This window comes from Leptospira interrogans (genome assembly GCF_900156205.1).
Classification (GTDB): Bacteria; Spirochaetota; Leptospiria; order Leptospirales; family Leptospiraceae; genus Leptospira; species Leptospira interrogans.
Map to the genome: position 1 here is coordinate 1 of NZ_FTNA01000010.1, position 23662 is coordinate 23662.

At 34.0% G+C, this 23662-nt stretch carries 21 protein-coding genes and 1 pseudogene; 13 read left to right on the forward strand and 9 right to left on the reverse strand.

Annotated elements, in window-relative coordinates:
* Nucleotides 1-97: 97 nt before the first annotated feature.
* Nucleotides 98-606 (reverse strand): annotated as a pseudogene (locus BW942_RS09865) (LA_3696 family protein).
* Between BW942_RS09865 and BW942_RS09870 the strand changes: the two are divergent.
* The 3 genes from BW942_RS09870 (at nt 607) to BW942_RS09880 (ending at nt 1810) form a co-directional block, all read left to right on the forward strand.
* A complete protein-coding gene (locus tag BW942_RS09870; protein WP_000589227.1) occupies nt 607-804 on the forward strand; it encodes a hypothetical protein in 198 nt (65 codons plus the stop codon).
* Nucleotides 805-942: 138 nt separating this feature from the next.
* The gene (locus BW942_RS09875) at nt 943-1164 is read left to right on the forward strand and encodes a hypothetical protein (RefSeq protein WP_000603897.1); all 222 of its coding nucleotides are present in this window, start codon (nt 943-945) and stop codon (nt 1162-1164) included.
* The gene (locus tag BW942_RS09880; protein WP_000621499.1) at nt 1142-1810 is read left to right on the forward strand and encodes a rhomboid family intramembrane serine protease; all 669 of its coding nucleotides are present in this window, start codon (nt 1142-1144) and stop codon (nt 1808-1810) included. Before BW942_RS09875 ends, BW942_RS09880 begins: the two co-directional genes overlap by 23 nt.
* A 317-nt stretch (nt 1811-2127) precedes the next feature.
* Here the strand turns inward: BW942_RS09880 and BW942_RS22105 are convergent, their stop codons facing one another.
* Nucleotides 2128-2310: a hypothetical protein gene (locus BW942_RS22105; protein WP_002075512.1), complete on the reverse strand. Its 183-nt coding sequence runs from the start codon at nt 2308-2310 to the stop codon at nt 2128-2130.
* Here BW942_RS22105 and BW942_RS09890 point away from each other — a divergent pair.
* Complete coding sequence (locus BW942_RS09890) at nt 2278-2712, forward strand: NUDIX hydrolase (RefSeq protein WP_000033731.1); 435 nt, start codon at nt 2278-2280, stop codon at nt 2710-2712. The two genes, BW942_RS22105 and BW942_RS09890, sit on opposite strands and share 33 nt — an antisense overlap.
* A gap of 11 nt (nt 2713-2723) precedes the next feature.
* Nucleotides 2724-3746 (forward strand): carbon-nitrogen hydrolase family protein, encoded by a 1023-nt coding sequence (locus BW942_RS09895; RefSeq protein WP_000600224.1) that lies wholly within the window; start codon nt 2724-2726, stop codon nt 3744-3746.
* 349 nt (nt 3747-4095) lie between these two features.
* Here the strand turns inward: BW942_RS09895 and BW942_RS09900 are convergent, their stop codons facing one another.
* Both BW942_RS09900 and BW942_RS09905 read right to left on the reverse strand, forming a co-directional pair.
* Nucleotides 4096-5337, reverse strand: coding sequence for a hypothetical protein (locus tag BW942_RS09900; protein WP_000669757.1), 1242 nt, complete (start codon nt 5335-5337; stop codon nt 4096-4098).
* A 100-nt stretch (nt 5338-5437) separates the two neighbouring features.
* Nucleotides 5438-6043: a hypothetical protein gene (locus BW942_RS09905; RefSeq protein WP_000427417.1), complete on the reverse strand. Its 606-nt coding sequence runs from the start codon at nt 6041-6043 to the stop codon at nt 5438-5440.
* A 40-nt stretch (nt 6044-6083) separates the two neighbouring features.
* On the opposite strand from BW942_RS09905, the gene prfA reads away from it, so the two are divergent.
* Both prfA and BW942_RS09915 read left to right on the forward strand, forming a co-directional pair.
* Nucleotides 6084-7148: a peptide chain release factor 1 gene (gene prfA, locus BW942_RS09910; RefSeq protein WP_000567183.1), complete on the forward strand. Its 1065-nt coding sequence runs from the start codon at nt 6084-6086 to the stop codon at nt 7146-7148.
* 59 nt (nt 7149-7207) lie between these two features.
* Nucleotides 7208-8710 carry an aminotransferase class I/II-fold pyridoxal phosphate-dependent enzyme gene (locus tag BW942_RS09915; RefSeq protein WP_000910559.1) on the forward strand — a complete coding sequence of 501 codons (1503 nt, stop codon included), beginning with the start codon at nt 7208-7210 and terminating at the stop codon, nt 8708-8710.
* A 1309-nt stretch (nt 8711-10019) separates the two neighbouring features.
* Here BW942_RS09915 and BW942_RS09920 read toward each other — a convergent pair.
* Nucleotides 10020-12164, reverse strand: coding sequence for an MASE1 domain-containing protein (locus tag BW942_RS09920; RefSeq protein ID WP_000058536.1), 2145 nt, complete (start codon nt 12162-12164; stop codon nt 10020-10022).
* A 31-nt stretch (nt 12165-12195) separates the two neighbouring features.
* On the opposite strand from BW942_RS09920, the gene pabB reads away from it, so the two are divergent.
* From pabB to BW942_RS09950, 6 genes are all read left to right on the forward strand, one after another.
* Nucleotides 12196-13971, forward strand: coding sequence for an aminodeoxychorismate synthase component I (gene pabB / locus BW942_RS09925; RefSeq protein WP_001217386.1), 1776 nt, complete (start codon nt 12196-12198; stop codon nt 13969-13971).
* Nucleotides 13972-14018: 47 nt separating this feature from the next.
* Nucleotides 14019-14567, forward strand: a complete 549-nt coding sequence (gene thpR, locus BW942_RS09930; RefSeq protein ID WP_001258732.1) for an RNA 2',3'-cyclic phosphodiesterase — start codon at nt 14019-14021, stop codon at nt 14565-14567.
* Between the two features lie 49 nt (nt 14568-14616).
* Nucleotides 14617-15276, forward strand: coding sequence for a leucyl/phenylalanyl-tRNA--protein transferase (aat, locus tag BW942_RS09935; RefSeq protein WP_000651373.1), 660 nt, complete (start codon nt 14617-14619; stop codon nt 15274-15276).
* A 74-nt stretch (nt 15277-15350) separates the two neighbouring features.
* Entirely contained in the window at nt 15351-15605 is a 255-nt protein-coding gene (locus BW942_RS09940) for a hypothetical protein (protein ID WP_001984564.1), read from the forward strand.
* Nucleotides 15606-15783: 178 nt separating this feature from the next.
* A complete protein-coding gene (locus BW942_RS09945) occupies nt 15784-17835 on the forward strand; it encodes an AMP-dependent synthetase/ligase (protein WP_002971210.1) in 2052 nt (683 codons plus the stop codon).
* A 118-nt stretch (nt 17836-17953) separates the two neighbouring features.
* Nucleotides 17954-18880 carry a hypothetical protein gene (locus BW942_RS09950; RefSeq protein WP_001021257.1) on the forward strand — a complete coding sequence of 309 codons (927 nt, stop codon included), beginning with the start codon at nt 17954-17956 and terminating at the stop codon, nt 18878-18880.
* 470 nt (nt 18881-19350) lie between these two features.
* Here the strand turns inward: BW942_RS09950 and BW942_RS09955 are convergent, their stop codons facing one another.
* From BW942_RS09955 to BW942_RS09970, 4 genes are all read right to left on the reverse strand, one after another.
* Nucleotides 19351-20208 (reverse strand): N-acyl homoserine lactonase family protein, encoded by an 858-nt coding sequence (locus BW942_RS09955; protein ID WP_001268419.1) that lies wholly within the window; start codon nt 20206-20208, stop codon nt 19351-19353.
* Nucleotides 20205-21248: an LIC_10091 family lipoprotein gene (locus BW942_RS09960; RefSeq protein ID WP_017861863.1), complete on the reverse strand. Its 1044-nt coding sequence runs from the start codon at nt 21246-21248 to the stop codon at nt 20205-20207. The genes BW942_RS09955 and BW942_RS09960 overlap by 4 nt, the downstream gene beginning before the upstream one ends.
* 8 nt (nt 21249-21256) lie before the next feature.
* The gene (locus BW942_RS09965; protein WP_001984000.1) at nt 21257-22741 is read right to left on the reverse strand and encodes a HEAT repeat domain-containing protein; all 1485 of its coding nucleotides are present in this window, start codon (nt 22739-22741) and stop codon (nt 21257-21259) included.
* Nucleotides 22742-22841: 100 nt separating this feature from the next.
* Nucleotides 22842-23531 carry a hypothetical protein gene (locus tag BW942_RS09970; RefSeq protein WP_000669416.1) on the reverse strand — a complete coding sequence of 230 codons (690 nt, stop codon included), beginning with the start codon at nt 23529-23531 and terminating at the stop codon, nt 22842-22844.
* Nucleotides 23532-23662 lie beyond the last annotated feature (131 nt).

The following is a 23662-nucleotide window of genomic DNA, read 5'->3' on the forward strand; positions in this document are numbered from 1 at the left end:
CGATGTGCTGAGGCAAGTTCGAGACGCCCCGGAACCCAGTCGAGCACGACGCGAGACTGTGAAGGGGCGAGTCCCTTCTTCGGCAGAAATAAAATGATTAATTTATTACTTTTCCAATAGCAGCGAAAAGAGTTGCAACTCCTAACATCCCGCCTAAAATCCAACGAGTTTGAGTAGAAATAGTTTTGCGAATATCTACAATGGACTTTTGTAATTCTAAGAAATCGGTTTTTGTTTCTGCTCTAAGATCAGCAATTTCAGTTTTTAATTCCTTTCTAATTTTAGCCATTTCGAATTCAAATTGAAGCTTTAAAATTTTAGAATTTACTTCGCTGAAATTTATTTTCATCTCTGCCCGAAGATCTAAAACTTCTCCTTGAAGATTCACAATTTTAACAGCCACTTCATAACGAAGCTTTTCAATTTCTCCCGATAGAGTTGTTTTCACTTGCTTGATCGTAGAATCTACCTGCGAAATCTCGGACTTTAAAAAAGTTTCATACTGTTGAAAGCTAATCTCAAGAGTCGCGTTCTTTGAAGCAGTCAACGCTTCTTCTAAAAAAGCCAAAAATTGATCCTTCCTTCAGGACCCAATATCTCTTCCATTTGATCAAATTCAAAAAAATCCGAGACACGATCACCAAGTTTTTAAAAAGAAAAGGAACCGAGACAATCACTACAAATATGATCCGAGAATTTCAATCGGGTTCTTCAATACTTTCTCTAAATAAAAGTGCCATTTTAAATGTAGCTAGCCAAAGACATTTAGAAAGAATCAATTGTATTGTTTCCAAAATTTTTTAATCCGATTTTTCTAAAAAAGCTTAGGAGAATTTGATTCTTTTGCAAATTTTTAAGCCAGGTTTCGGTTTTTAATGAAACAAGATTTCAAGTTAATCGTAATCCATTGAAAATAATTTAAAAATATCAAAAAACATTTTCATGATTCTTTCTCAATTTAATGTGGATCCGGCCGAAAATAAAATTATCTTTAGAATAATTGTGGAAATTACAACGCGATGTTACATCGCTGGATTTGGGAACCAAAGGGATCAAAAATTTTCAAATAGAATGATTATCAAGTTAAAAATCATTTTAAATTCTTATTTAATTTATTATTTCCTGAGAGGACAAAAACACTTTGATTCGAACTCTTCTTTTTGAATTTCCTTTAACTACCTTTTTCGTTTTTTTAATGGTAGCGACTTTTTTTATCGTGAACGTTTTTCTTCCTGAACATTTAATTCGACAATATTTTTTAAATCATCCGGGACAAATTCAACCTCTCTCTTGGATTGGAGCCGTGTTCTATCACGGAAATTTAATACATCTATTTGGAAATATGTTTTATCTTTTTTTCCTTGGAAGAGCAGTAGAATATAAAGCCGGAAAAGGAAGATGGCTTTTGTTTTTTTTTATGGCAGCTTTGATCTCTTCTTTGTTGGATTCTTTCATCCGAGGAGTGATCTTGCATGACCCCACTCCAGTTGTAGGTGCATCCGGCGCGATCTCCGGAATCGCCGCAGTAGCCGCACTACTTTCTCCTTTTTCACTTCGTTTTAATCAAAGAAACATTCCATTTCCGGTTTTTTTAGTCGCTTGGATTATGGTTTACTCGGACATTACCAATGTCTTTACGGAAGACGGGGTAGCACGTTGGGCGCATTTAGGCGGTTTTATTTCTGTAATTTTTGCGGCCTATTTTCTAAAACCGACGGAAAGAAAACAACTTCATTCTGGTTTTATACTTAATTTAATATTCATTATTTTAACTTTGATTCTTGCATTTTTTTATTCAAATCGATCTTAGAATTTAACTCGCTGGTTTGATAAAAGAAACATTTTCAAATCAATGATCAAACAACTTTATCAATACTTGATTTTATAGATCCAAGTAAAAACAGAAATAAACTTAATAAGGTTGTTGAAAAATTCCATAGTGAAGATTTATAAAATTGCTTCAATTGTCCGTTTCAATACAACGGAAACAGATCAAGAATTAATTTTTCAACAACTCTAATATTAAAGTAAGTTTGTGGAGAAATAACTTTCTTAAAGTAATAACTCTCAGATTTACTACTAATCTTATAAAATTAAATACCATAAATTTTTATTGCAAAGCCCTCTTTAGCACAAAGTATTGAAAACTTTATTTATAATTCTGAGTAATACGATTCGATTGTGTTTTATAATCAAATTCCTACAATGACGAACCAATATAAAAATGATTGTCAATAAGGAAAAAATCTCAGCCCCTGTAGGAAATCCGGAGAATGAATGAGCAAACACGGCTTTTTTCAGATTACCCAAAAACTTTTCTTAAGAAAAGGAGACGAACTTCTAATTCTCAGAGATCGCAAATCTGGTTTAGGAGATTTGCCCGGCGGGAGGATGAACGAAAATGAATTCTTTGAAGATTGGAGCCTCAGCATGCAACGCGAGATTGAGGAAGAATTAGGTTCGCAAGTACAAATTAGAGTTTCTACAAAGCCATTGTTCATTCACAAACACAAAGTTAACGAAGGAAATTTTCCTTGTATCATTATTGCTTATCACGCGGATTATCTAGGAGGGGACATTATTCTCTCCGATGAGCACGATTATATCTCATGGGAAAAAGTTCAAACTTATGAACCGAGTCCCTTATTTACCGAATATATGCTCGACGCGGTAAACCTATATCTCAAGGAATATGCCCCTTTAGTACATTAAAAAAAAAGAATATGATTCTATTTTGGAAAAACGTAGCCGCTTCATTCATCTTAATTCCTATTTTTTTAGGAATTGCGTATATCTTTTCAGGAAAACAAATTTCATCGGAACAATACAACCCCCTCACCCGTAAGGAATATCAAATTTTAACAAATGGCTACGATAGAAATGCAGGAAACGTAGTCGTAATTCAGCCAGAGTGGAGATTAGAAAATTTTTCTTCCGAAGAAAGATTTCTTAAATTTGTGGAGGCACCTCTCAAACAAGCCAAACAAAACGGGCTTTTAAAAAAGAATACTTTAGTGGTTTTTCCGCCTCATACTGGAAGTTTTTTGTATTTTTTAAATTCCCGCCAAGAAGTTTTTAAAAAAGCAAATCTTGAAGAAGCATTCCATTTTATTAAATTAGAGATTCTTTTTAAATCTATATTTGGATTGAATACGGAACAGAAACCGAACCCCAGCTCTACATATTTAAGAATTTTTTCCAATTTATCCAGAACCTACGGTGTTTATATTCTACCAGGTTCAATTTTAACACCGATTGAAAATTCAAATCCTGATTTCAAAATTTGGCAAGAAGTAGTTTATATTTTTGATCCGAATAAACAAATCTCTTTTAAAGAAAACATATTGGCTAGAACTCCTACGGCGACCTGGAAAAAAAATTTAACCGCTTTCCAAAAAATGGAAATACAGTCTAACGAAATCGAAAATAATTCACTAACAACTTATCAATTTCCTTTTGCAAGATTTGGAATTTTCTATCTGGATGAATTTAAAAACCCTGAATTTCAGGAAAAAGTGAAAAAAACATTCGTTTCAAGAGTGATCGTGTTAGGTGAGAATCCTTCCGAAACGGATCTAAAAGAATGGGCTACAAAATCCAATTTAGAATCGACGATTCGAGTCATTCCTTCAGGTTCTTTTTTGGATAAAACTTATGGGGGAGGAAGTTATATTAAAACTAGATATGGTTCTTCAACTCCGGGAGTAAATAGTAGAGAACCTCTAATTTTAAATTTATTCTTATAACCTAAAGAAATTTGTATATAAAAAATTAGAAATTTACTAATATATAATATTGATAATCCACTAAAATTTTAAATAAAACAAATCTTCACATTAGAGTTACTGAAAATTTTACAGTTCAAATTAACAGAACTGACTCAATCGACTATCTCCATGAAATAGAAACAGATGGAGAATTCATTTTTCAAAAACTCTATTCATTTTTGAACTTATTACAAAACCTAGAAATTACGAAAATTTGATGATGGATAACTACTGTAAAATTCGTAAACGTTCAACCTAAGTTCCTGCATTCTTTGAAAGCTAAAGTGTCTCTCTTCTATTGATGATCGAGATAAATTCTAAACTCACCTTATTTACTTCTTACTTCTTCATAGAGTTTCCAAATACTCCAGTCCTCGGGTTGAAAATCCAATTTACTAAGAAACAATTGGCCTGGCTCCGCTTCACAAACAATTCGATCGTCCCCTGTCAAAAAAACGCGCTCACATAAAATCGGAAGATTTTGACTTTTTTTTGCGGGACCCCAAAGATGCACCTTCCCAGAGTAACCGGACAAAAACTCATTTTTTTTAGATAACTTCCAGGGATTAATTTCTTTTCGACTAACAGTAAAAAGTTTCGTGATTACCGGTTTAGCCTTAGAAGAAAAATTAATTCTTCTAAGATGTAGTTTACCAATTTCTCCACCAATATAATAAGCACTTTCTCCATTTCCATAATATAAAATTGGACTGAGAATATCCTTATCTATCTTTTCTGCTGTTTTTTGAAAAGGATGAAACCAATATAAATTATAGGCACCAGCGTTTCCTGAAAAAATTAAAAAAGAATTTCCCGAAGGATACATTAAAAAACGTGTTTTTAAATTAGGAAAAGGTGATACGATTTTTTCCTTTTGTAAAACAAGAACTGGTTTTCTAGGCTCGACCGTTTTTTCTTCATAAAGATTATCATCAACGAAATAGTAAATTTTTGATCCATCGGGTAAAATCGATCCTCGACTTTTACAGGAAACCTGAGCACCTGCTTCGTAAGAAAGACTAGAATCTTTTAAAGAAATAGCTACATATCTACAACCGCCGGAAGCTTGCATCGTGTATTCAACCAAAGCATAATTCGCATTTTGAGAGAGGGAAAGATTGGAAGGAATCTGATCCAAACTCCTGGAATTATTTTCTCCTGCTGCGAGATCCTGAAAAAAAATCTTTTGATCTTCGGTCCAAACAAGTTTTAAACGATCGTTTGAAAATTCTATGATCCGAGTAGATTCCGGAGCTTCTGCAGAAAGAAGTTCGTCTCTATCTTTAGGAAATTGAAGTTTTTCCTTCAATTTTTCCGAAGCTTTTTCGTATTTTTCTTGTTCGACGAGTTCTTGAATTTCTTCGATAAAAGTTTCGTGACTACTTTTGCAGAAATTAAAAAAAGAAATCCCAAATAAGACTAGGATCATGTTCCTTTTTATAAAAATCTGTTTAAGAAAAAACGAAATCTTACTGCTTATTATTTTTTCATGAGAGAACAAATAGATTCCTAGAAAAATTGCAAAACAATAGGGTTTGATTTTATTTTTCAAAATAGTTTTAAATTTCATAATATACTGATAGTCCAACTCAGAAACTTTTTTATTTTTTATAATAAAGCCGTAACGTTATTATAAAAATTTCCAGGATAATAAAAAACTTTTTCCAAGTCTATTGTTCAAATCGGCCTGTAAATTCCAATTCCTTTTGAAAAAGGTCCCTAGCCCTTCTACCAGTAGTTTTTGTATCTAGAAAAGAAATCCCTCCGTTTAAAACGGAGCCGATATACGGCAACCAGGAAAATCTTGAAGAAAAATTTCCATTCCTTTGAAACAATTTCCATCCCAAATGAAACCCGATTGAACGAAAGATTTCCAAAGTAGCCGGTCTAACGAGTACTCTGGTGCCAACGTCTCTAACGATAGAACGAATCAAGGCGTGATTTTTATCCGGAAAAATACAATAACTCATAATCTCGGGAGATACTTGAGATTCTTTTCCATAAAGAGCGGCAATATCTTTTACGAGATGACCTTGAATTCTATAAAATAAGATCATTTCCGGTAACAAAGTCAAATAACCGAAATGTCTTTTAGAAATAGAAAGCCCAAGTCCAATTGCACCGGCTCTAATCGAGGCCTTTTGAATACATTCTTGAATGAGTTCAGAAGGATTTCCTACGGTTTTGCCAAATGGGCTTCGATATCCTCTAAGATCGGTCAATAAGGATAGAAATTTTTCAGAAAAAACTTCTGCGAAGGAAATATGGTTTTCCATAGAGTGCGTTGATTTATAAAGGAAAGGTCGAGTTCATTCAATGATAGATAGACTTGAAAAAATACAAGAAAAATACCTTCGAATCAGTGAAGAGTTAAATCAGGCAAAAGATCCTTCTTCGCTGAAAAATCTTTATAAGGAAAGATCGAGACTCACTCCTCTGTATCTCAAAGTAGAAGAATACCTCAAAATCTATAAGGATAGAAAAGACGCAGAAGAATTGATTCAGTCCGAAAAAGACGAAGAAATGCATTCTATGCTTAAGGAAGAAATTCGAGAAGCGAATCTAAAATTAGAAACTCTCGAAAGAGAATTCGAAATTCTACTTTTACCTCCAGATCCTAATTCGGGAAAAAACATTCTCGTGGAAATCAGAGCCGGAACCGGCGGAGAAGAAGCAGGGTTATTCGTTGCGGATTTATTTAGAATGTATTCTAAATTTGCGGACAAACAAAAAATTAAAACCGAAATTATAGATTCTTCTCCAACTGGAATCGGTGGTCTAAAAGAAATTATTTTCGCTTTAGAAGATGATCGTGCTTACGATCTTTTTAAGTTCGAGGGCGGGACACATCGGGTTCAAAGAATTCCAAGCACTGAATCAGGAGGAAGAATTCATACGAGCGCTGTGACAGTTGCAGTTCTTCCCGAAGCAGACGAAGAAGAAGTCCAAATTAATGAAAGCGACCTTAGAATTGATGTATATCGTTCTTCCGGTGCGGGAGGTCAGCACGTAAATACTACAGACTCTGCGGTTCGGATTACCCATATTCCTACCGGAGTTGTAGTTGCGTGTCAGGACGAAAAATCTCAGCATAAAAATAAGGCAAAGGCTTTGAGAATTTTAAGCGCTCGAATTTTAGAAAAACAAGCCGAAGATAAAAAGCAAGCTTCGGATGCGATCAAAAAACAAATGATTGGAAGTGGAGATCGTTCTGAAAGAGTAAGAACTTATAATTTTCCTCAAGGTAGATGTACAGATCATAGAATCGGTTTTACGAGCCATAATCTTTCTGCAATTATGGAAGGAGACTTAGACGAATTGATCGGAGCCTTAACAGAAGAGGATAGAGTTCGAAAAATTTCCGAGACTCAAACACATTAGAATTTTAATAAATTTACATATTAAAAAATTCCCAATGAACAACCACTGGAATCCATAAAATGTTAAAAGAAATCAACGAACCACACCGAACACTTTGCGGAGAAAGAATTCCATTTGAGAACATCCACGCGGTTTCTGTAAGTCTTCCACAACTGTCAGATGTGATTGGTTACGAAGAAAAAAGAACGGAAACTCTTTCTAGATTGAAGTCTGGTTATCCCAGATTTGTCGCACATTCTTATATAGCCAGAATTTTAGACTACAACAGGGATACAAAAAAAATCAACACGCCCCAATTTATCATTTCTTCCAAAAAAGCTGCAAACTGGATCGTACAAAAATTCTCCATTCAAAATTTTGAAATTATCGAAGACGAAGGAATTACAACCTTAGTCATTCCAGATTTAAAAGATTTAGAAAAAGAAATTCTTTCTTTCATTCAACACACCGGATGTCTTGCTTCTTCTAGAATGGCAGAGGACTTCCTTTTAAAAAAAGGAATCCTACAAGAAATTTTTAGGGAGAAAGTTGAAAAAGAAAATCCGGTCGATAAAATTCTTTCTACTCTATCTTCTTTCTATGGAGATCTAAATCCTGAAATACTTCTTTCCGCTTCTGGAATGAACGGTGTCTATTCTGCTTTTGAATCCTTAAGCTTAATTCAACAAAAGAAAGGAAAAACTATTTGGGTTCGTTTGGGTTGGCTATATGTTGATAATATTAGAATATTAGAAAAATATACAGAAAGTTCTTACGTAATTCACAACGCTACTGACCTAGAAGAACTGGAAATATTTTTAAAACAAAATTCGGAGCAAGTCGCTGGAATTATCACGGAATGCCCTACTAATCCACTTCTTTTGGTTCCGGATTACGAAAAACTTAAATCCATCGTAGACCATTACAAAATTCCTTTGATTGTAGATATTTCCGTGGCAGGATCAGCGATAATCAACATTCTCCCCTACGTAGATGTAATCGTGGAAAGTTTAACCAAATTCGCCTGTGGAAACGGTGACCTTATGATGGGTGCTGTAATATTAAATAAAAATTCAAATTGGTTCTCCGAAATTCTTCCGCTATGTAAAGAATGGATTGAAAAACCATATTTTAGAGATTGTGAAAGACTAGCTTATGAAATCAAAGATTATGAAAAAAGAGTTTTTAAAATCAGCGAGAACGTCAAAAAACTCGCAGATTTTTTTTCAAAACAACCCGGTATTAGAAAAGTTTTTTGGACAGGGGCAATAGATTCTTTTCAAAACTTCCAAAAAGTTACCAGACTTCCAAATATACATTCTGGAGTTTTATCGATTGAACTTTCAACTTCATTAGAAAAGTTTTATGATCGACTTACTTTATTAAAAGGACCAAGTTTTGGCACCGAGTTTACTCTCAATATGCTTTATGTCTATCTGGCTCATTACGACTTAGTGATTCAAGATGAAGGAAGAAAATTTTTAAAAGAAAACGGACTCGATCCAAACTTGATCCGAATTTCCGTTGGCATTGAAGATCCGGAACTTTTAATTGAGGAATATAAAAAGGCTCTAGAAGTTTAATTAATTTTAATATACTAATTTAATGTATAAAATTTATTTATAGAAATCTAGATAAAATCCAAAAAAGAACCATAGTCTTAATTAAACTTTTGTATAAAATCGTCGTTTTATGGACATTATAAAAATGGAAAAACTATTTTATATAAAAATTCCCTCAGTGTAAATTTAATGCAAAAAAAGTTTTACCGTGAAATCTAAATTTGAGGTGAGTTCGGAAGTCCATGGTTTATTTTTCTAAAAACCTGATTTTTCCATAAAAATGAATGTTTAAAAATTCATTATGTGACTTAATCTGTGGGAACTCTCACAAATTTAGATTTCACGGTAAAACTTTGAAATGTGGGAACTCCCACAAATCACGATTTTACGAACAAATTCTAAAATTGTAGGAACTCATACTTTTAAAAAATTTTTTCTCATTTTCTTACGCCGAACTCACGTTCAATTTATAGGAGTTCCTACAGATTTTGTTTCTTTACAAAAGTCTAAATACATCTTTCGTAATTTAACTCGTATGAGTTCCTACATCTTTCAAAATTAAGAGCCTACCTCAAAACTTTAGAATAATCATTTTTAAATCTTCAGCAAAATGTAGTAGCTCCCACAGAAACTGTTGTATTGTATGATTTAGAGTTTTTTAATATTATAGTTATTGAAAAATTAATTCTCCTTCTGTTGCATGGGAAGCCGTCGATCGAAGCAATTTTGTTAATCTCCGTTATGAATTTTTTAACAACTCTATTTTTCTGTTATTATAATTTTTGTAAGAGTTCCCACTTTACGGGAAAATAAACTTTCATAGAAAAATATTTTAAGATGGGCAAAATGGCGACCTAGGCTTAAAAAATCTCAAAAATTTTACGTAGTCGTCCCTAAAAAAGGCCTCAAATGTCGTATAACATAAATAAAACGCCATCCAAGAACAAATAGTAAGAAATAAAATCACCGGAAAGCATTAAAAAATTATATAAAACGTGGTGAAAATTAAACTAGAAAAAGCTAAATTTTTTGAAATCCTTTAGATTCTTCTTTTAGCCTCAAAATTTGAGTTTTTCCATTTTTTCAGGAACGACTATGTAATCATTTTTTAGAAATTTTTAATCAAATGCGGTAGTTCCTACAAATTAAGTCGTGTTTGGAAACTTTCAAGTAGTTCTAATGTCGTTCAATTTTCGTAGTAATTCCCACATTTTTGTGAAACTCAATCTCGCGGGTCATTCGAAAAATTCAGCAAACACCTCTTAAGGATCGGTGAAACTCAGCGTCTCGCTTCTATTGGCGCTCGACAGGATTTGGGACAAGTTCTAAATCAACCAATCGAAAGAGGAATATGAATTTTAAACTGAGTTCCTTTTTTAGAGTCAGATGAAAAGTCGATCTTACCACCTAGTTGTCTCACAAGTATATTCACAAGTTTTAATCCGAGCGAATTAGAATCCTTCAGATCAAAACCAAAAGGCATACCAATTCCATTGTCTTCAACACGCATTTCTAAATTTTCACCTGATTTAGAAAACGAGACTCTTAACTCCGGTTTGTTAGGAATTGATCTACCTTCCGGAAAAGCATACTTTAAAGAATTTGAAACTAATTCGTTGATAATCAATCCGATCGGAATTGCACGGTTAACCGTAATATCCAAAGGCTCTAATAAAGTTACTAATACAACCGAATCTGATTTTCCATAAACCTGGAAAAGTTGATTTAAAAGTTTTTCGATATAAACAGAATATTGAATTTTACCCAAATTCTCGGATTGATAAAGTTCCTCATGAATCATGGACATCGTCCTGAGTCGATTCTGGCTTTCTATAAAAACAGAAAGGCTTTGTTTATCCTGAACGTAATCGGATTGCATGGATAATAAAGAAGAAATCACTTGAAGATTATTTTTTACTCTATGATGAATTTCCTTCAACATAACCTCTTTTTCGTTCAGAGAGAGTTGTAACTTTCTTTCTGCGGATTTGATTTCTGTAAAATCAAGAAGAGTCACAATCACACTAGAAAGAGAAGATTCAAAACCAGGCGGAACGGACCAGCGAATTTTGATGTCAAGTCTTGTATTATCCTTAACCCTAAAACCAACTTCAACTTCGTAAAAATAAGATTTTTCGCGAATCTTTCTTAAAACTCTTTTAAAAACTTTAAAATTATCCTGACTGAAAAAAAATCTCCAGCCTTTATAAACCTCATCTATAGATCCGACCCTCAACAAATTTACAGTTTCTTGATTTACTCCAACTACTTGGATCGAATTAAAACAATGCCGAACAAAATCGGGACGTGTTTCGATGTAATCGGAAAAAATGTCCCCTTGAATATCAGAAGGAAGACAATCTAAAACTCGTTTGAGTTCAGAATAGTCTGCCTCGATAATTGCAACGGGAAGGTGTTCAAACAATCCCATATATCGAGTCTGGCTTTTTTCAAGAGCGGCCCTTGCTTCATTCTTTTCTTGAATTTCTTCTCGAAGAATTTCATTAGAACGAAGAAGTTCATGAGTTCTTTCTTCCACTTTCTCTTCTAAACTTTGATGAGAAATTCTAAGCTGATCTTCCACTTCTTTTCTTTCATTCACCATACTCACAACAAGTAAACTCGTGATGGATAAAACTGCGATAAAGAACTGAAGTAAAATACTAGACTCCCCAATAGATTCCGCATTGAACCTTGTAGGAATCGATCCAAAGATCGCTATGATAGAAGAAAGGATAACTGCTAAACTGCTGGCCCGTTCTCCCAATCGAAATGCCGACCAAAGAATCAGAGGAACCAAAACATAACCTAAAGAATAATTGAAGAAAAAAACTGAAGTAGTTAAATCAAATGAAGTAAGAGAAAAAAATACGATTAAAAAAAGTAATATTGCAGATTCAAAAAATTCTTTCCATCGAAATAACTTGTATGGCCCTCTAAACCAAAACAGAATAAACGGTGCTCCTACATAAACTCCAAGTACTTCTCCCACCCACCAAGTCAACCAACTCTGACGAATTGAGGATAAGTCGATCTCTCCCAAAAAGTACATCGAAGCCACAGAACCGGTCGCGTTGATTACACATACAATCGCTTCTAGAAAAATAAAAAGAAATACAAACTGAGTACGATCGGAAATCTTATATCCGGGAATCTTACGGGTAAGAACGGTCTTTCCAACATAGCTTTGAAATGCAGAAAAAAAACCGATCAAAAAGTTAAGATATAAATTATCTCCGGATAATATACCCGTTCCAAAGTTGAAAAGAACAGAAGCTAAAAAAACTCCTAAAACCGCATAATTTCCAAAAAGTAAAGTGAAACCAAGTGCTGCTCCAGAAGCAGGCCAAATCGCGGCAGCATAACTTGGATAAATCGCAGTTTTCCTTCCAATCAGCGCGAGGACATAATAGATCATTCCAGAAATAAAAATGATTCCGCAGATCTTTACGATTTCTTTGAAACGAAGAGACAAAATGATCAATCCAAATTAAATTTGTTCTATAATGAGAATCGAAGAACTACTATTCTCTGACCAGCCTTTTATGATTTTTGACGAAGGATTCCATCCTTTCGGGAAAATTATATTCCGCAATCCAATTAAAACAATTGAAGTTTATCATTTAGATACACTGTTAACTTCTCTTAACGAAATAAACGTTTATATAAAACAAGGTTATTATGTAGCCGGTTTTATTTCCTATGAGGCAGGTTATTTTTTTTCCGACATGAACTGGAAAAAAATCGATACCGTTTTGCCGCTTTTGTATTTTGCGGTTTTTCAAAACCCCGAAAAATTTCCCGAAATTGAAACAGGACCCTCTCAAAATTATGGCTTTTACATTTCCTCGATTCCAAACCGTAAAACTTATTTTGAAAATCTAGATATGATTCGAACCAAACTTTATCAGGGAGAAATTTATCAGATTAACTATACTGATAAAATTTTTTTTGATTTTGAAGGAGATATATTATCTTTTTATAAAACACTGTCCGAAAGACAACCCGTTCCCTACGGATCTTGGATTAGAACCTACGATTGGGATATACTTTCTTTTTCACCGGAACTTTTTTTTGAAAAAAAAGAAAAAACTCTGATTACAAAACCAATGAAAGGAACTTATCCAAGAGGCAAATCTCCCAAAGAGGATAAAAAAAACGCCGAGGCTCTTATCAATTCCGACAAGGAAAAAGCAGAAAATCTAATGATCACAGATTTAATGCGAAATGACCTCGGAAAAATTAGTAAAGAAGGAAGTGTTCATGTTCAAAATTTGTTCTCGGTAGAAAAATATAAAACGATCTTTCAAATGACGAGTACGATTCAATCAGAACTATTAGATTCAATCGAATGGAAAGATATTTTTAAAGAACTTTTTCCAGGTGGATCGATCACAGGAGCACCAAAACTTAGAGCGATGCAACTGATTCAAGAGTTAGAAAAACCCAGAGGAGTTTATACCGGAGCAATCGGAGTAATTCAACCAAACCAAAACGCAGTTTTTTCGATCGGAATCCGAACTTTAGAATTAAAAAAAGGAAAAGGAAATATTGGAATCGGTTCGGGGATTACTTGGGATTCTGATCCTGAAAAAGAATGGCTTGAAATTTTAGAAAAAGCAAAATTTTTTACGGAAGCTTCCAACAAATTCTCTCTTTTTGAAACCATACTTTATAAAAATGGAATATTTTATTTTCAAAAAGAACATTTAAAAAGGATCAAAAATTCAGCAAAAACATTCGGATTTCCTTTTTCCGAACAAGAATGGATTTCTTGTTTGAAAAAAGTTTCCACAAATTGCATAAGCTCTAATACTTATCGAGTAAAGATCAGTTTAAATTATCTCGGAAAATTTACACTTGAGTTTCAAACACTCGAAAACTTCCCCAAAAAAGGAACATTAAAAATATGTAATACTTTGATGAATTCTTCTTCCGAATTCAGAAAACACAAAACAAATCTAAGAGAAATATACGACCGGGAAGGAAAACGTTCTAGAGAAGCGGGTCATCTTGATATTTTATTTTTGAATGAAAAAAAAGAAATCACCGAAGGAAGTATCAGTAATATTTTCGTAAAAATTGGAAATTCTTACTTTACCCCCCCGGTGTCTTCAGGTTTACTTCCCGGTATTTTTAGAAACCGCCTTTTAAAACGAAAAGGATTTTACGAGAAAACTCTTTCTTTGGATGATTTGTTTCGATCAAATTCGGTATTTCTATGCAATTCTCTTAGAGGAATTTTAAGAGTAAAAGAAGTTTATAATTTCATAAAAGAATAACGTAGGAATCTAGTTGCGTAAACCCAAAAGGATTCTAAACTTTAAGTATGAGAACTTTTCTCGGAATCTCTATTCCAGAAGAAATAAAAGAACAATTAACTTCGATTTGTTACGGTCTTTCGGACATTCGATGGGTTCCAAAAGAAAACTTTCACATCACCTTAGTATTCTTAGGCGAACAATCCTCTGAATGTCTGGACATTCTATCCGACTTTTGCTCGGAAATATCTTTTACCGAATTTGATCTGAGTTTAAAATCAGTGGGAACTTTCGGGAAACAAAAATCTCCTTCTATCCTTTTTGCAGCTGTAAAACCTTCCATCGAACTTTCACAACTTCACAAAACTTTAGATTCCGGAATTCGCAAACTTGGTTTTTCTATAGATCGACAGAATTATCAGCCTCATCTTACAATCGGCCGTTTTAAAAATTCGAACGAAACAAGAGTAATTATGTACTTGGAAGAATTTGCAAATTTTGTTTCTTCCAATTTTAAGGTTTCCGAATTTCATATCTACTCTTCTAAAACATTCTCAAATGGACCGGTCTATTCCATCGAAGAATCTTTTTCACTTTTACCGTCTTACAAAATATGAAAATCCTAAATTATAAAGTTTTAGAAAATTCTAAAATAGGAAACAAACCTTGAAAGACTTCTCCGATTTTTTTCGAAACCCTCACATTTGGGATCGAGAAATTGTAGCGGTCGGAGGTGATCTTTCTCCCGAGCGACTTTTATATGCGTATAAAAACGGTATTTTTCCCTGGTCGGATCAACCGATCCTTTGGTATTGTTTAGACCCGAGAAGTATTTTTGATCTTAACAAACTACATATTTCTAAACGATTAAAAAGAAAAATCAATCAAAAACGTTATACGATTACATTCAACCGTGCATTTGAACAAGTGATGCGATGTTGTGCTTATCGTCCAGGTGAAGATACTTGGATCACAGATCTTTTTATCAAAAGTTACACTGAATTTCATAAACTTGGTTATGCTCATTCTTTAGAAGTTTGGGACGAAAACGGAAAGTTAGGTGGAGGAGTTTACGGAATTGCAATCGGAAATTTTTTTGCCGGTGAATCTATGTTTTCTTTCATTCCAGACTTTGGAAAAATAGGACTCTTTCATTTATTTGAAACTTTAAAAAAAGATCATTTTACTCTGTTCGATACTCAACAATTAAATCTAGTTACTCTAAGTCTTGGAGCTTATCAGATTCCAAAAAAAGAATATCTCAAACGATTAGAATCTGCCGTAGCTTCCGGGAAAAAATGGAATCCTTCCCATTTCGTTCTTTAAAAAACGTATTTACATTTTTCCTGAGGATGTTGGACTTCTCCAATCAATCATTCTATTCAATAGGAAATTTACAAATGACCCTTTTTAAGAAAATTCTTATCCAACTTTTGATCGCCGCTATGGCCTTAACCGGATTCTCAGCACTCGTCGCAGAAGAAACTTCAGAGACCCCAAGTGAGCAAACGGAAAGCCCAAAAGAAACTAAGTCCGAGAAAAAAGGAAAGAAATCTAAGAAATCAAAAAAATCCAAAAAAGAAAAAGCAGAAAGTAAAAAAGAAGAAGCCGCTCCCGCTTCGGAATCTTCTACTCCTGCAGGTGAAGAACAATAATATCTTCTTCTCCGTCTATCTTTCAAAAGATAGACGGACTTTCCTTTTATCTTTTTGCAGCGCACCTTCCAAATTCTCTTTCTAAAATTTGATTGACTCTTTTAATTTTTCTTTTAGTTTAATCAGCCTTTAACCTACCGAAATCAGTTCGGTAAAACTCACTTAAGAGGAATTGAAAATGTATAAAAACCTCGCGGATATGTTGATACAATCCACCGAGAAATATGGAGATCGACCTGTATTTTGGAGTAAAGGAGAAGATAAAGAATTCCATCCAACTTCTTATAACCAACTTTATGACATGGGTATAGCGCTTGCCGAAGCGCTCATTCAGTTAGGATTAAAAGCGAGAGAACACGTCGGAGTTTTGGCAGACAACAGACTAGAATGGATATTAACCGATTACGCGGTTCAATTTTCTGGAGCGGCCAATGTGCCAAGAGGAACGGACGTCACCGAGTCTGAATTGGAATATATTCTCAATCACTCGGAAGCAAAAATCGTTTTTATCGAAAATGATAAGATGCTGGAAAAATACAATAAGGTTAAATCAAAAGTTCCTAAAGTAGAAACAATCATCATTATGGATAAGTCTTCCTCTGCAAAAGGAAAAAACATTCATAAAATTTATGATTTGGTTGAAGAAGGAAGATCCCTTAGAGCCAAAGGTAGTAAAAAAGCAGAAAAAAGGATCGAAGAAATTAAACCAGAAGATCTTTTTACTCTCATTTATACTTCTGGAACCACTGGAATGCCTAAGGGTGTAATGCTGATGCATTCTAACATGATTCATCAAATGGTCTACGTAGTTCCTATGCTTTTGACCGAAATCAAGCCTACGGATAGTATGCTTTCTATATTACCAATTTGGCATATATTTGAAAGAATAAACGAATACGGAGCTATTTCGAGCGGTATCCAAACGTACTATACAAAAGTAGCCGATCTCAGAAACGACCTCGCGAAAGCAAAACCTTCCTTTATGGCTTTTGCCCCTCGCGTTTGGGAAAATGTTTATGCAAATATTTACAATAAAGTAAACGACCCAAAACAAACCCCTCCAATTCGTAGGGTTTTGTTCAAACTCGCGTATTTCTTTTCGAAACACTATAATGCTTCTAGAAGATTTTTAAATGGACTAGAAGTTGATTACGAAAACAGAAATATAATGAAATCTCTTGTAATCGGAATCAGATCCCTGATTGTCCTTTTACTAACGGGGCCTTTTACGTTAAGCGCAATTTCGATTCTGGCTTACCTGACTCTTCCGGTCTATGGGATCCATCTTCCAAATTGGCTTTTCTTCTCTTCAGTGGGTTTAGGGCTTGTTTTCAACGCAAAAACTTTAGATACGATCGTTCTTTCTAAAATCCGCGCCGCTACTGGAGGAAGATTAAAGGCATCTTTATCGGGTGGTGGAGCACTACAATCACACGTAGATAACTTCTTTAACGATATAGGTATGCTCGTTTTAGAAGGGTACGGCATGACCGAAACAAGTCCCGTAATTTCAGTAAGACCTTTTGTAAAACCAATCATTGGTTCCGTAGGTTTTTTGGTTCCTAAATCTGAACTGATTATCAAAGACGAAAACGGTAATGTGCTAACTCACATCAACGATCAATATGAAGTTTTGGCTGGCAAATTAGGACAAAAAGGAATCGTTTTTGTAAAAGGCCCACAAGTAATGAAGGGTTATTATAAAAATCCAGAAGTTACTAAAAAAACCATCGTAGACGGTTGGATGAATACTGGAGATATAGGGTTTATTAATTTCAAAAAAACTCTTACACTGACCGGTAGAGCCAAAGACACCGTAGTATTGTTAGGTGGAGAAAACGTAGAACCGGTTCCAATTGAAAATAAAATGGATGAATCTCCATTTATCAAACAATCCATGGTAATCGGTCAGGATCAAAAAGTTTTAGGTGCGATCATTGTTCCTGATATGGAACATTTAGGCGTTTGGTGTAAAGAAAATGGAATCGATTCTTCTAAAATTGATGAAATAATCAAAAATCCTAAAGTGATCGACTTTTATAAGAAGGAAGTTCGTAGCTACAATAGTACTAAAACTGGGTTTAAGTCTTTTGAACAAGTTCAACACGTAATTCTAGCTAAAAAACCTTTTGAAGTTGGAGACGAGTTGACCAATCTTCTTAAAATGAAACGTCATGTGATCACTGAAAAATACAGTAAAGAAATTAAAAAAATCTACGAAAAAGATTAAATGTAAAATCTATTTTCGTATTAAAAATAAAAGCTCGGAGTTTTTACTTCGAGCTTTTTTATTTCTTTGTCTTAGCAAAGAATTGACTTGTTACAACTTAACTAAACTTTAAAATACGATGAATATAATCTTTCCTGGTGAAGCAGAAACTCCGTTTTTAATATTTTGGGCTTTCATTTTATTAAGTGGCCCAGCTTTGGGAATCTTGATAGGAATTTTAACCCGATTCGAAACAGGGTTCGTTATCGGAACGTTCATCCCAGCTCTAATCGGATTTTTTTTTACGATCCAACTTTTTCAAGAATACAAAAATCTTATCACACCAGGTTCCGATTTATATCCAGGCAAAGTGGTCGACATTAAATACAATGGAAAAATATCGAGCACGTTTTCAGAATTATCGTCTGAACCAGTAATACAGTTTGTTACTAATAAAAATAAGACTATTGTTTTTCATGGTGGTCCTAGAGATTACGAAGAATATAAAATCGGCTATCAAGTCGCAGTCTTATACGATATTACCACTGACAAAGTTATTTGGACTTACAACGTTTCAATTCTAAAAATCCAAGTTCTCGTCTTAATGGTAAGCTCAACCTTCTTATTGATTATCGGACAATTTCTTAGTATGGAAATCATCACAGATATCATAAGAGATATAAAAGCGACTCGAGCTAAAGAGTATGCCTATCCCGAAAAGAACGTTCGAGGAACTTTGTCCATCATCTGGGAAAATCTTTTACGAAAAAATAGAAGCTTGCCAATCGAAAAAGAGAAGGAAGTTTCCTTATATTATAAAAGTTTAACCGTTAAACTCAATTCTATATTTACAGTTCTTTTGTTCATAGGTGTTATAATACCGGCCTTTTTTCATGATCTTCGTTTGGGTATTCCGATAGGATATGGAATTTTCTCTTTCAGTCTATTAGGTATTATGATAAAAGAGTTTTTTAATCCGAATAGATCTTTACAAACGTGTTACGGTTTATTCTTATTTTGGATCATGTTATCAACTATAATCTTAGCAATTACAGTCTGGATTTAATAAAACCTTAGTAAAGTGAATTCGATACAATCAAATTTGAACGAATTCAGCAATGTTCTAGAAAAGTAAGTTTGAATATAATAAGACAGAAGTGAGCTTTAGTTAATACGAATTTGGTGAGTAAAAAAACTCAATGTTGTTTTTATGAATCGTAATATAATAATCGCCTTCACATTATTACACCAAACTTACGTTAGTTACTGAAAAGGATTTACTATTCTAATTTTTGAAAAAACTCATCATAATATTGTTTTTATGTGTTCTAGTAGTAAAACCAAGTTAGATAAAAGTAATATTTCAAATTTTTTTATGTAAATTTTATAATTGATATAAACTTCTAAAACGACTATTAAACGGATTAAGATCGAAATGAAATAAATCTAACAGATATAGCAAATTACTTGGATTCTTTTTACAGCGAAAATTGAGTTGAACACAAGTCGGAAATAAATATAGAACAACACCCATTTTTAAAAAAAATCAAGAACACGAACTCCGGGGGTAATTTCTTCTCCTTCCTGCAAAATGGAAGGATCATGTAACGTAAGTATCTTTGTTCCTTTACCGTTTAAGATCCGGATATATTCTATAAAATCACGATTTCGTTTTAAAGAAAAAGCGGCTTCTTTAGGAAGACCAATTCCATTTTTACATTCTTCAATAAAATAACATTCATCGCCAGTAAATAAAATTTGTATTCCAGAAGGCGAAATCCATTCCAAAGCTTGAGATCCAGGAGTATGCCCACCCGTAAATAAAATTTGTAATCCCGGTAGAAGTGAATAAGTTCCATCAAACGAATGGATTTGATTTGTTTTTATTAAAGAATTTAAATACATAGATTGATTTGGAAAGTAAGATTGTTTTTTAAGAAGATCCAAATCGTGATTTTGTATGTGTAAAATTGCTGAAGGAAAAAGAAAAATTCCTCCTGCATGATCGAAATGAAAATGTGTAAGTACTATATCTGTAATTTCTTTTGGATCAATTCCACATTTTTTTATTAGGCGATCTGGATTTTCAAAACTTAAAAAACCAAATTTTTTTTTGTAAGATTCGTTTAAAAAGCCTGAATCAATTAAAATATTTTTTCCAGGAATTCGAATTAGATAAAATAGATAAACAATTTCACGACTTTCTTTATCTTCTTCTACATTTAAGAAACGGTCGGGATATAAACTTCTTCCATAAGTAAACACATAAAGACCAAAACCAGATTTACAATTTCCACGTTCCGTAATTTTCAAATTAGTTGTATTATGATTTTTTGAAATACAATTTAAGATCAAAAAAATAAAAACTAAAAATCCGAAAATAAAATATCTCATTTCAAAACTTCTACGGGCCCACTTTTGATTATAGAAAAACCTTTTTGAATAGGAGTTCTGAATTGCATTAGGATTCCCTTATGAAGATGACCAGATAATAACATCCAATCCTGCAAATTTTCCAGAGGTTGAACATTATAATGTAAAGGATAATCCACCGGAATTTTTTCTCCGTCAGGTGATCCATATTCTTCCTTGGTTCCATTTTGCATTGTTCTCAAAACAACTCCCTTTTCATCCGTGGGTAAACTCAGTAGGTTGTCTCGAAAACTATCACTGTAAGAAAAATAGTCTTCTATATTAGAAAGATAAACAACTCGAATTGGAACGTTCAATCTTGCGGCTCTCTCCGCCACAGATCTCATACTTTTTTCAGCATTAATGTCCCCTTTTAATATTTGTATTCTTCCTTGAAGAACCATGTTTCGAATGTAATTGTATTCTTCTTTAGAATGAATAAACGTCTTAAGGCCAAATCTTTGCGACGTTCGATCAAGCTCATTCCATCTTTGTGGAACGTCTGATTTGCCTCTATGAGCCACTTCCCAAGCTTCTCGAATGAGTGGCCATTCTGGATCTTTCTCCCATTCTTTCTTTATGATTTCAAAAGAAGTATGTTTATTTTTTCGAGCCCAAAGCTCCCGATACGATTCAGGATCTACGGCAATTCTAAAAAACAAAAGATGAATTCGATTAATTAGACAAATCGTATAATCAAAATCCATTAACCATACATATTTACTCTTTGCCCAAACGATAAATGTAAAGTTCTGATCCGTTCCAGCACCTAAATAACCACCTTCTAAATTTTCAATATACGGTTTGAAAAGATCGATTCTGAGTTCGCTCGATGCAGGATAATGCCTTCCTCCTAAATCTTTAGAAACAAACTCATCAACTTTCAAAGGAGCTAAAAATAGTTTTTCATTCTCTTTAAGAGAAGGAACGATCCACGGATCTTTAGGAGGAGGCGTTTTACAAGCCGAAACGAAAAAAATAAATCCAGTTAAAACAAACAGGATCGTTTTAAAATGAAACATAAACCTGATTACTTAAAGTTGAGTTTATACCAATTCAGCCATTCGTTCCGAGAATGGAAGTTCTTTCCTGTAATCGATGAGAGAGAAAGCATTAAAAGTTTAAAACTTACTTCTTCGTTTTCATGCAAAATTTTCATCAAAACGGGAATACTAGCACGTTCCTTTCTTTCTCCGAGTTCGGAAATCGCAACCTGTTGTAAAGAAACGTTTTTCTTTTGTGCAAAATCTTCTAAAACTTTGCGTGATTCTTCTCCTGGAATCGAAGCAATTGCGGAAACTATAATGGAGGACGAATCTGGATTTTTTTCCGCGAGCGCTGTCAAAGTTGAAAGCGCTTTTGGAGATCCTAAAAACCCAAGTGCTTCGATAGCCAACAAAGAAAGCTTTGAATCCTTAGATTTTGATGCTGCAATTAAATCGTCTAAAACTTCTGTTGCCTGTAAAACTCCCAAAGACCAAACCGCTCCGTATCTGCCCTCTCCTTCCGATTCTTTAAGAACATTCAATAAAACTGGAATACTTTTTTTATCTCCTAAATAACCTAAGGATCTTCCGATCATTTCGCGATCGGGTAACTGAGAATTTATAAAACTTTTTTCAATTGTTGGACGCGCCGGTTTAAAACCAATTCTACCTAAAACCAAAGCTGCCGGCCCAACCGAGTTCGGCTCATTCTCCTCAAGAATTTTTAAAACCTTAGGCCCAGTTTGAGAGGAAGGAATTTCTGAAAGAACATTTACCGCACGATAACGAACATCTCGATTTTTATGTTTTAAAATTGGAATTGTAGGCGTAATCGCAGCCGGACTCTTAATCTCAATCAATGCGATCATAGAATTTTCACTTCCTTTATCAAAATCTCCTGCTAGTCCTCGAATTAAAATAGGAATCGATTTTTTACTGGAAATCCTTCCCAGAGCAAGATAAGTAGCGGCTAACGTAGGAGATGGTTCCGCCATTTTTGCAAGTTCCATCAGATAAGATTCCGCAGAACGAACCTTAAGTTTTCCTAAAGCCATTGCATACGTTTTTGCAATTTTAGGATCTTGATTTTTGCGAGCTAAATTAAGAATCGCTTTTCCGGCAGAATCGGCCCCTATACGAACCAGGGTATCAACGGCAATCAATCTCAAAGTGTGATCCTGAGATTGTAAAAAAGGAAGGATAGTATTAGCACAAGAAGGATCCCCCATTCTTGCAAGAGCTTCCAGTAAAATTTCCGGAGTCACTCCAGAATCTTTAGAAAATAATTTTATGATTTCCGGAATAGAAGTCTTATCTTTCCAGGTCCCGAGCGCAATGGCAGCCGTTCCTTTAACCGCAGGATTGACATCGTTTTTGAGTAAATTTCGAATTTTACCCAAAGAAGGTTTATACATTCTATTAGAAATCTCTAAAATAGCTTGCGCTCTAACCTGTGGATTTTCGGAATTTAATTCCTCTTGGACTTGTTCTAACGGAATTTCTTTTTTTTCTTCTGGAACCGGTAACATTTCAGGTCTCGGCGGTCCCTCACAACTCCATAGAATGAATATACAAATTGAAAATAATCGCATAGAACTCTCTCTTAAATATTTTAGTGAATAGAAAAAATTACAAATCTGGAATTTGGTTTTGAACCTGTTTTAATTCCGAAAGTTCTTTTTTCCAATCTCCTAAATCCTGATATGCCGTTTCAGCTTGGTCTGGATCTAACCTTCCTTCTTGAATCGTATATTCAATTAATTGAATTCTTGATTCTAATTCTTCGATCCGATATTGGAAATAAGTACGTTGTTCCTTTGGATCTACATTTGGTTGAGAAGAAGGTTCTTCAGGCGCTTTTCCTGGTTCTGCATATTTCGCTAAAGAATATATAATCGCGTTTTTGGTTTCTATATCCGTAAAAGTATCTAATCTTTCTCTCGCTTTTTTTTCTTCTGTTTCCGTCAAAGGAGGTCGGAACTCCGAAGGAATGTATAAATTTTTGGGATACCTTGCTATAAAGTCCGCCCATTCTTTGCGAATCTGTTCTTTTTCTTCGGGAGTTTTTTTAGGACGGAATGCTTCCGGCCAAAGTTTTTTCGCCTGAACTTCCAGATCTGGATCTTCATTAAAAGGATGAGGAGCATCCGGATAGTAAGGATCCATTTCAGAATAATATTTTGTTTTTAAGACAACTTTGTTTTCTTCTGCAATTGAAACGACTCGTTTTTTTGAATTTTCAGGCCAAAAGACAAGGAACAATATTAAAAATACTGCAAGTATAAAAATTATAAAAATATATTCTTTTTTGAATTTCATAAATAACTCCCTAAATAATTGAACATCGCCTACCATTAGGCGACATTCAATTACACTCTCCTGTTATTTTAGGTAATCTGCATAAATGAATTTTTCATTTTTGATAATATTCGCATAATATCAATTTAATG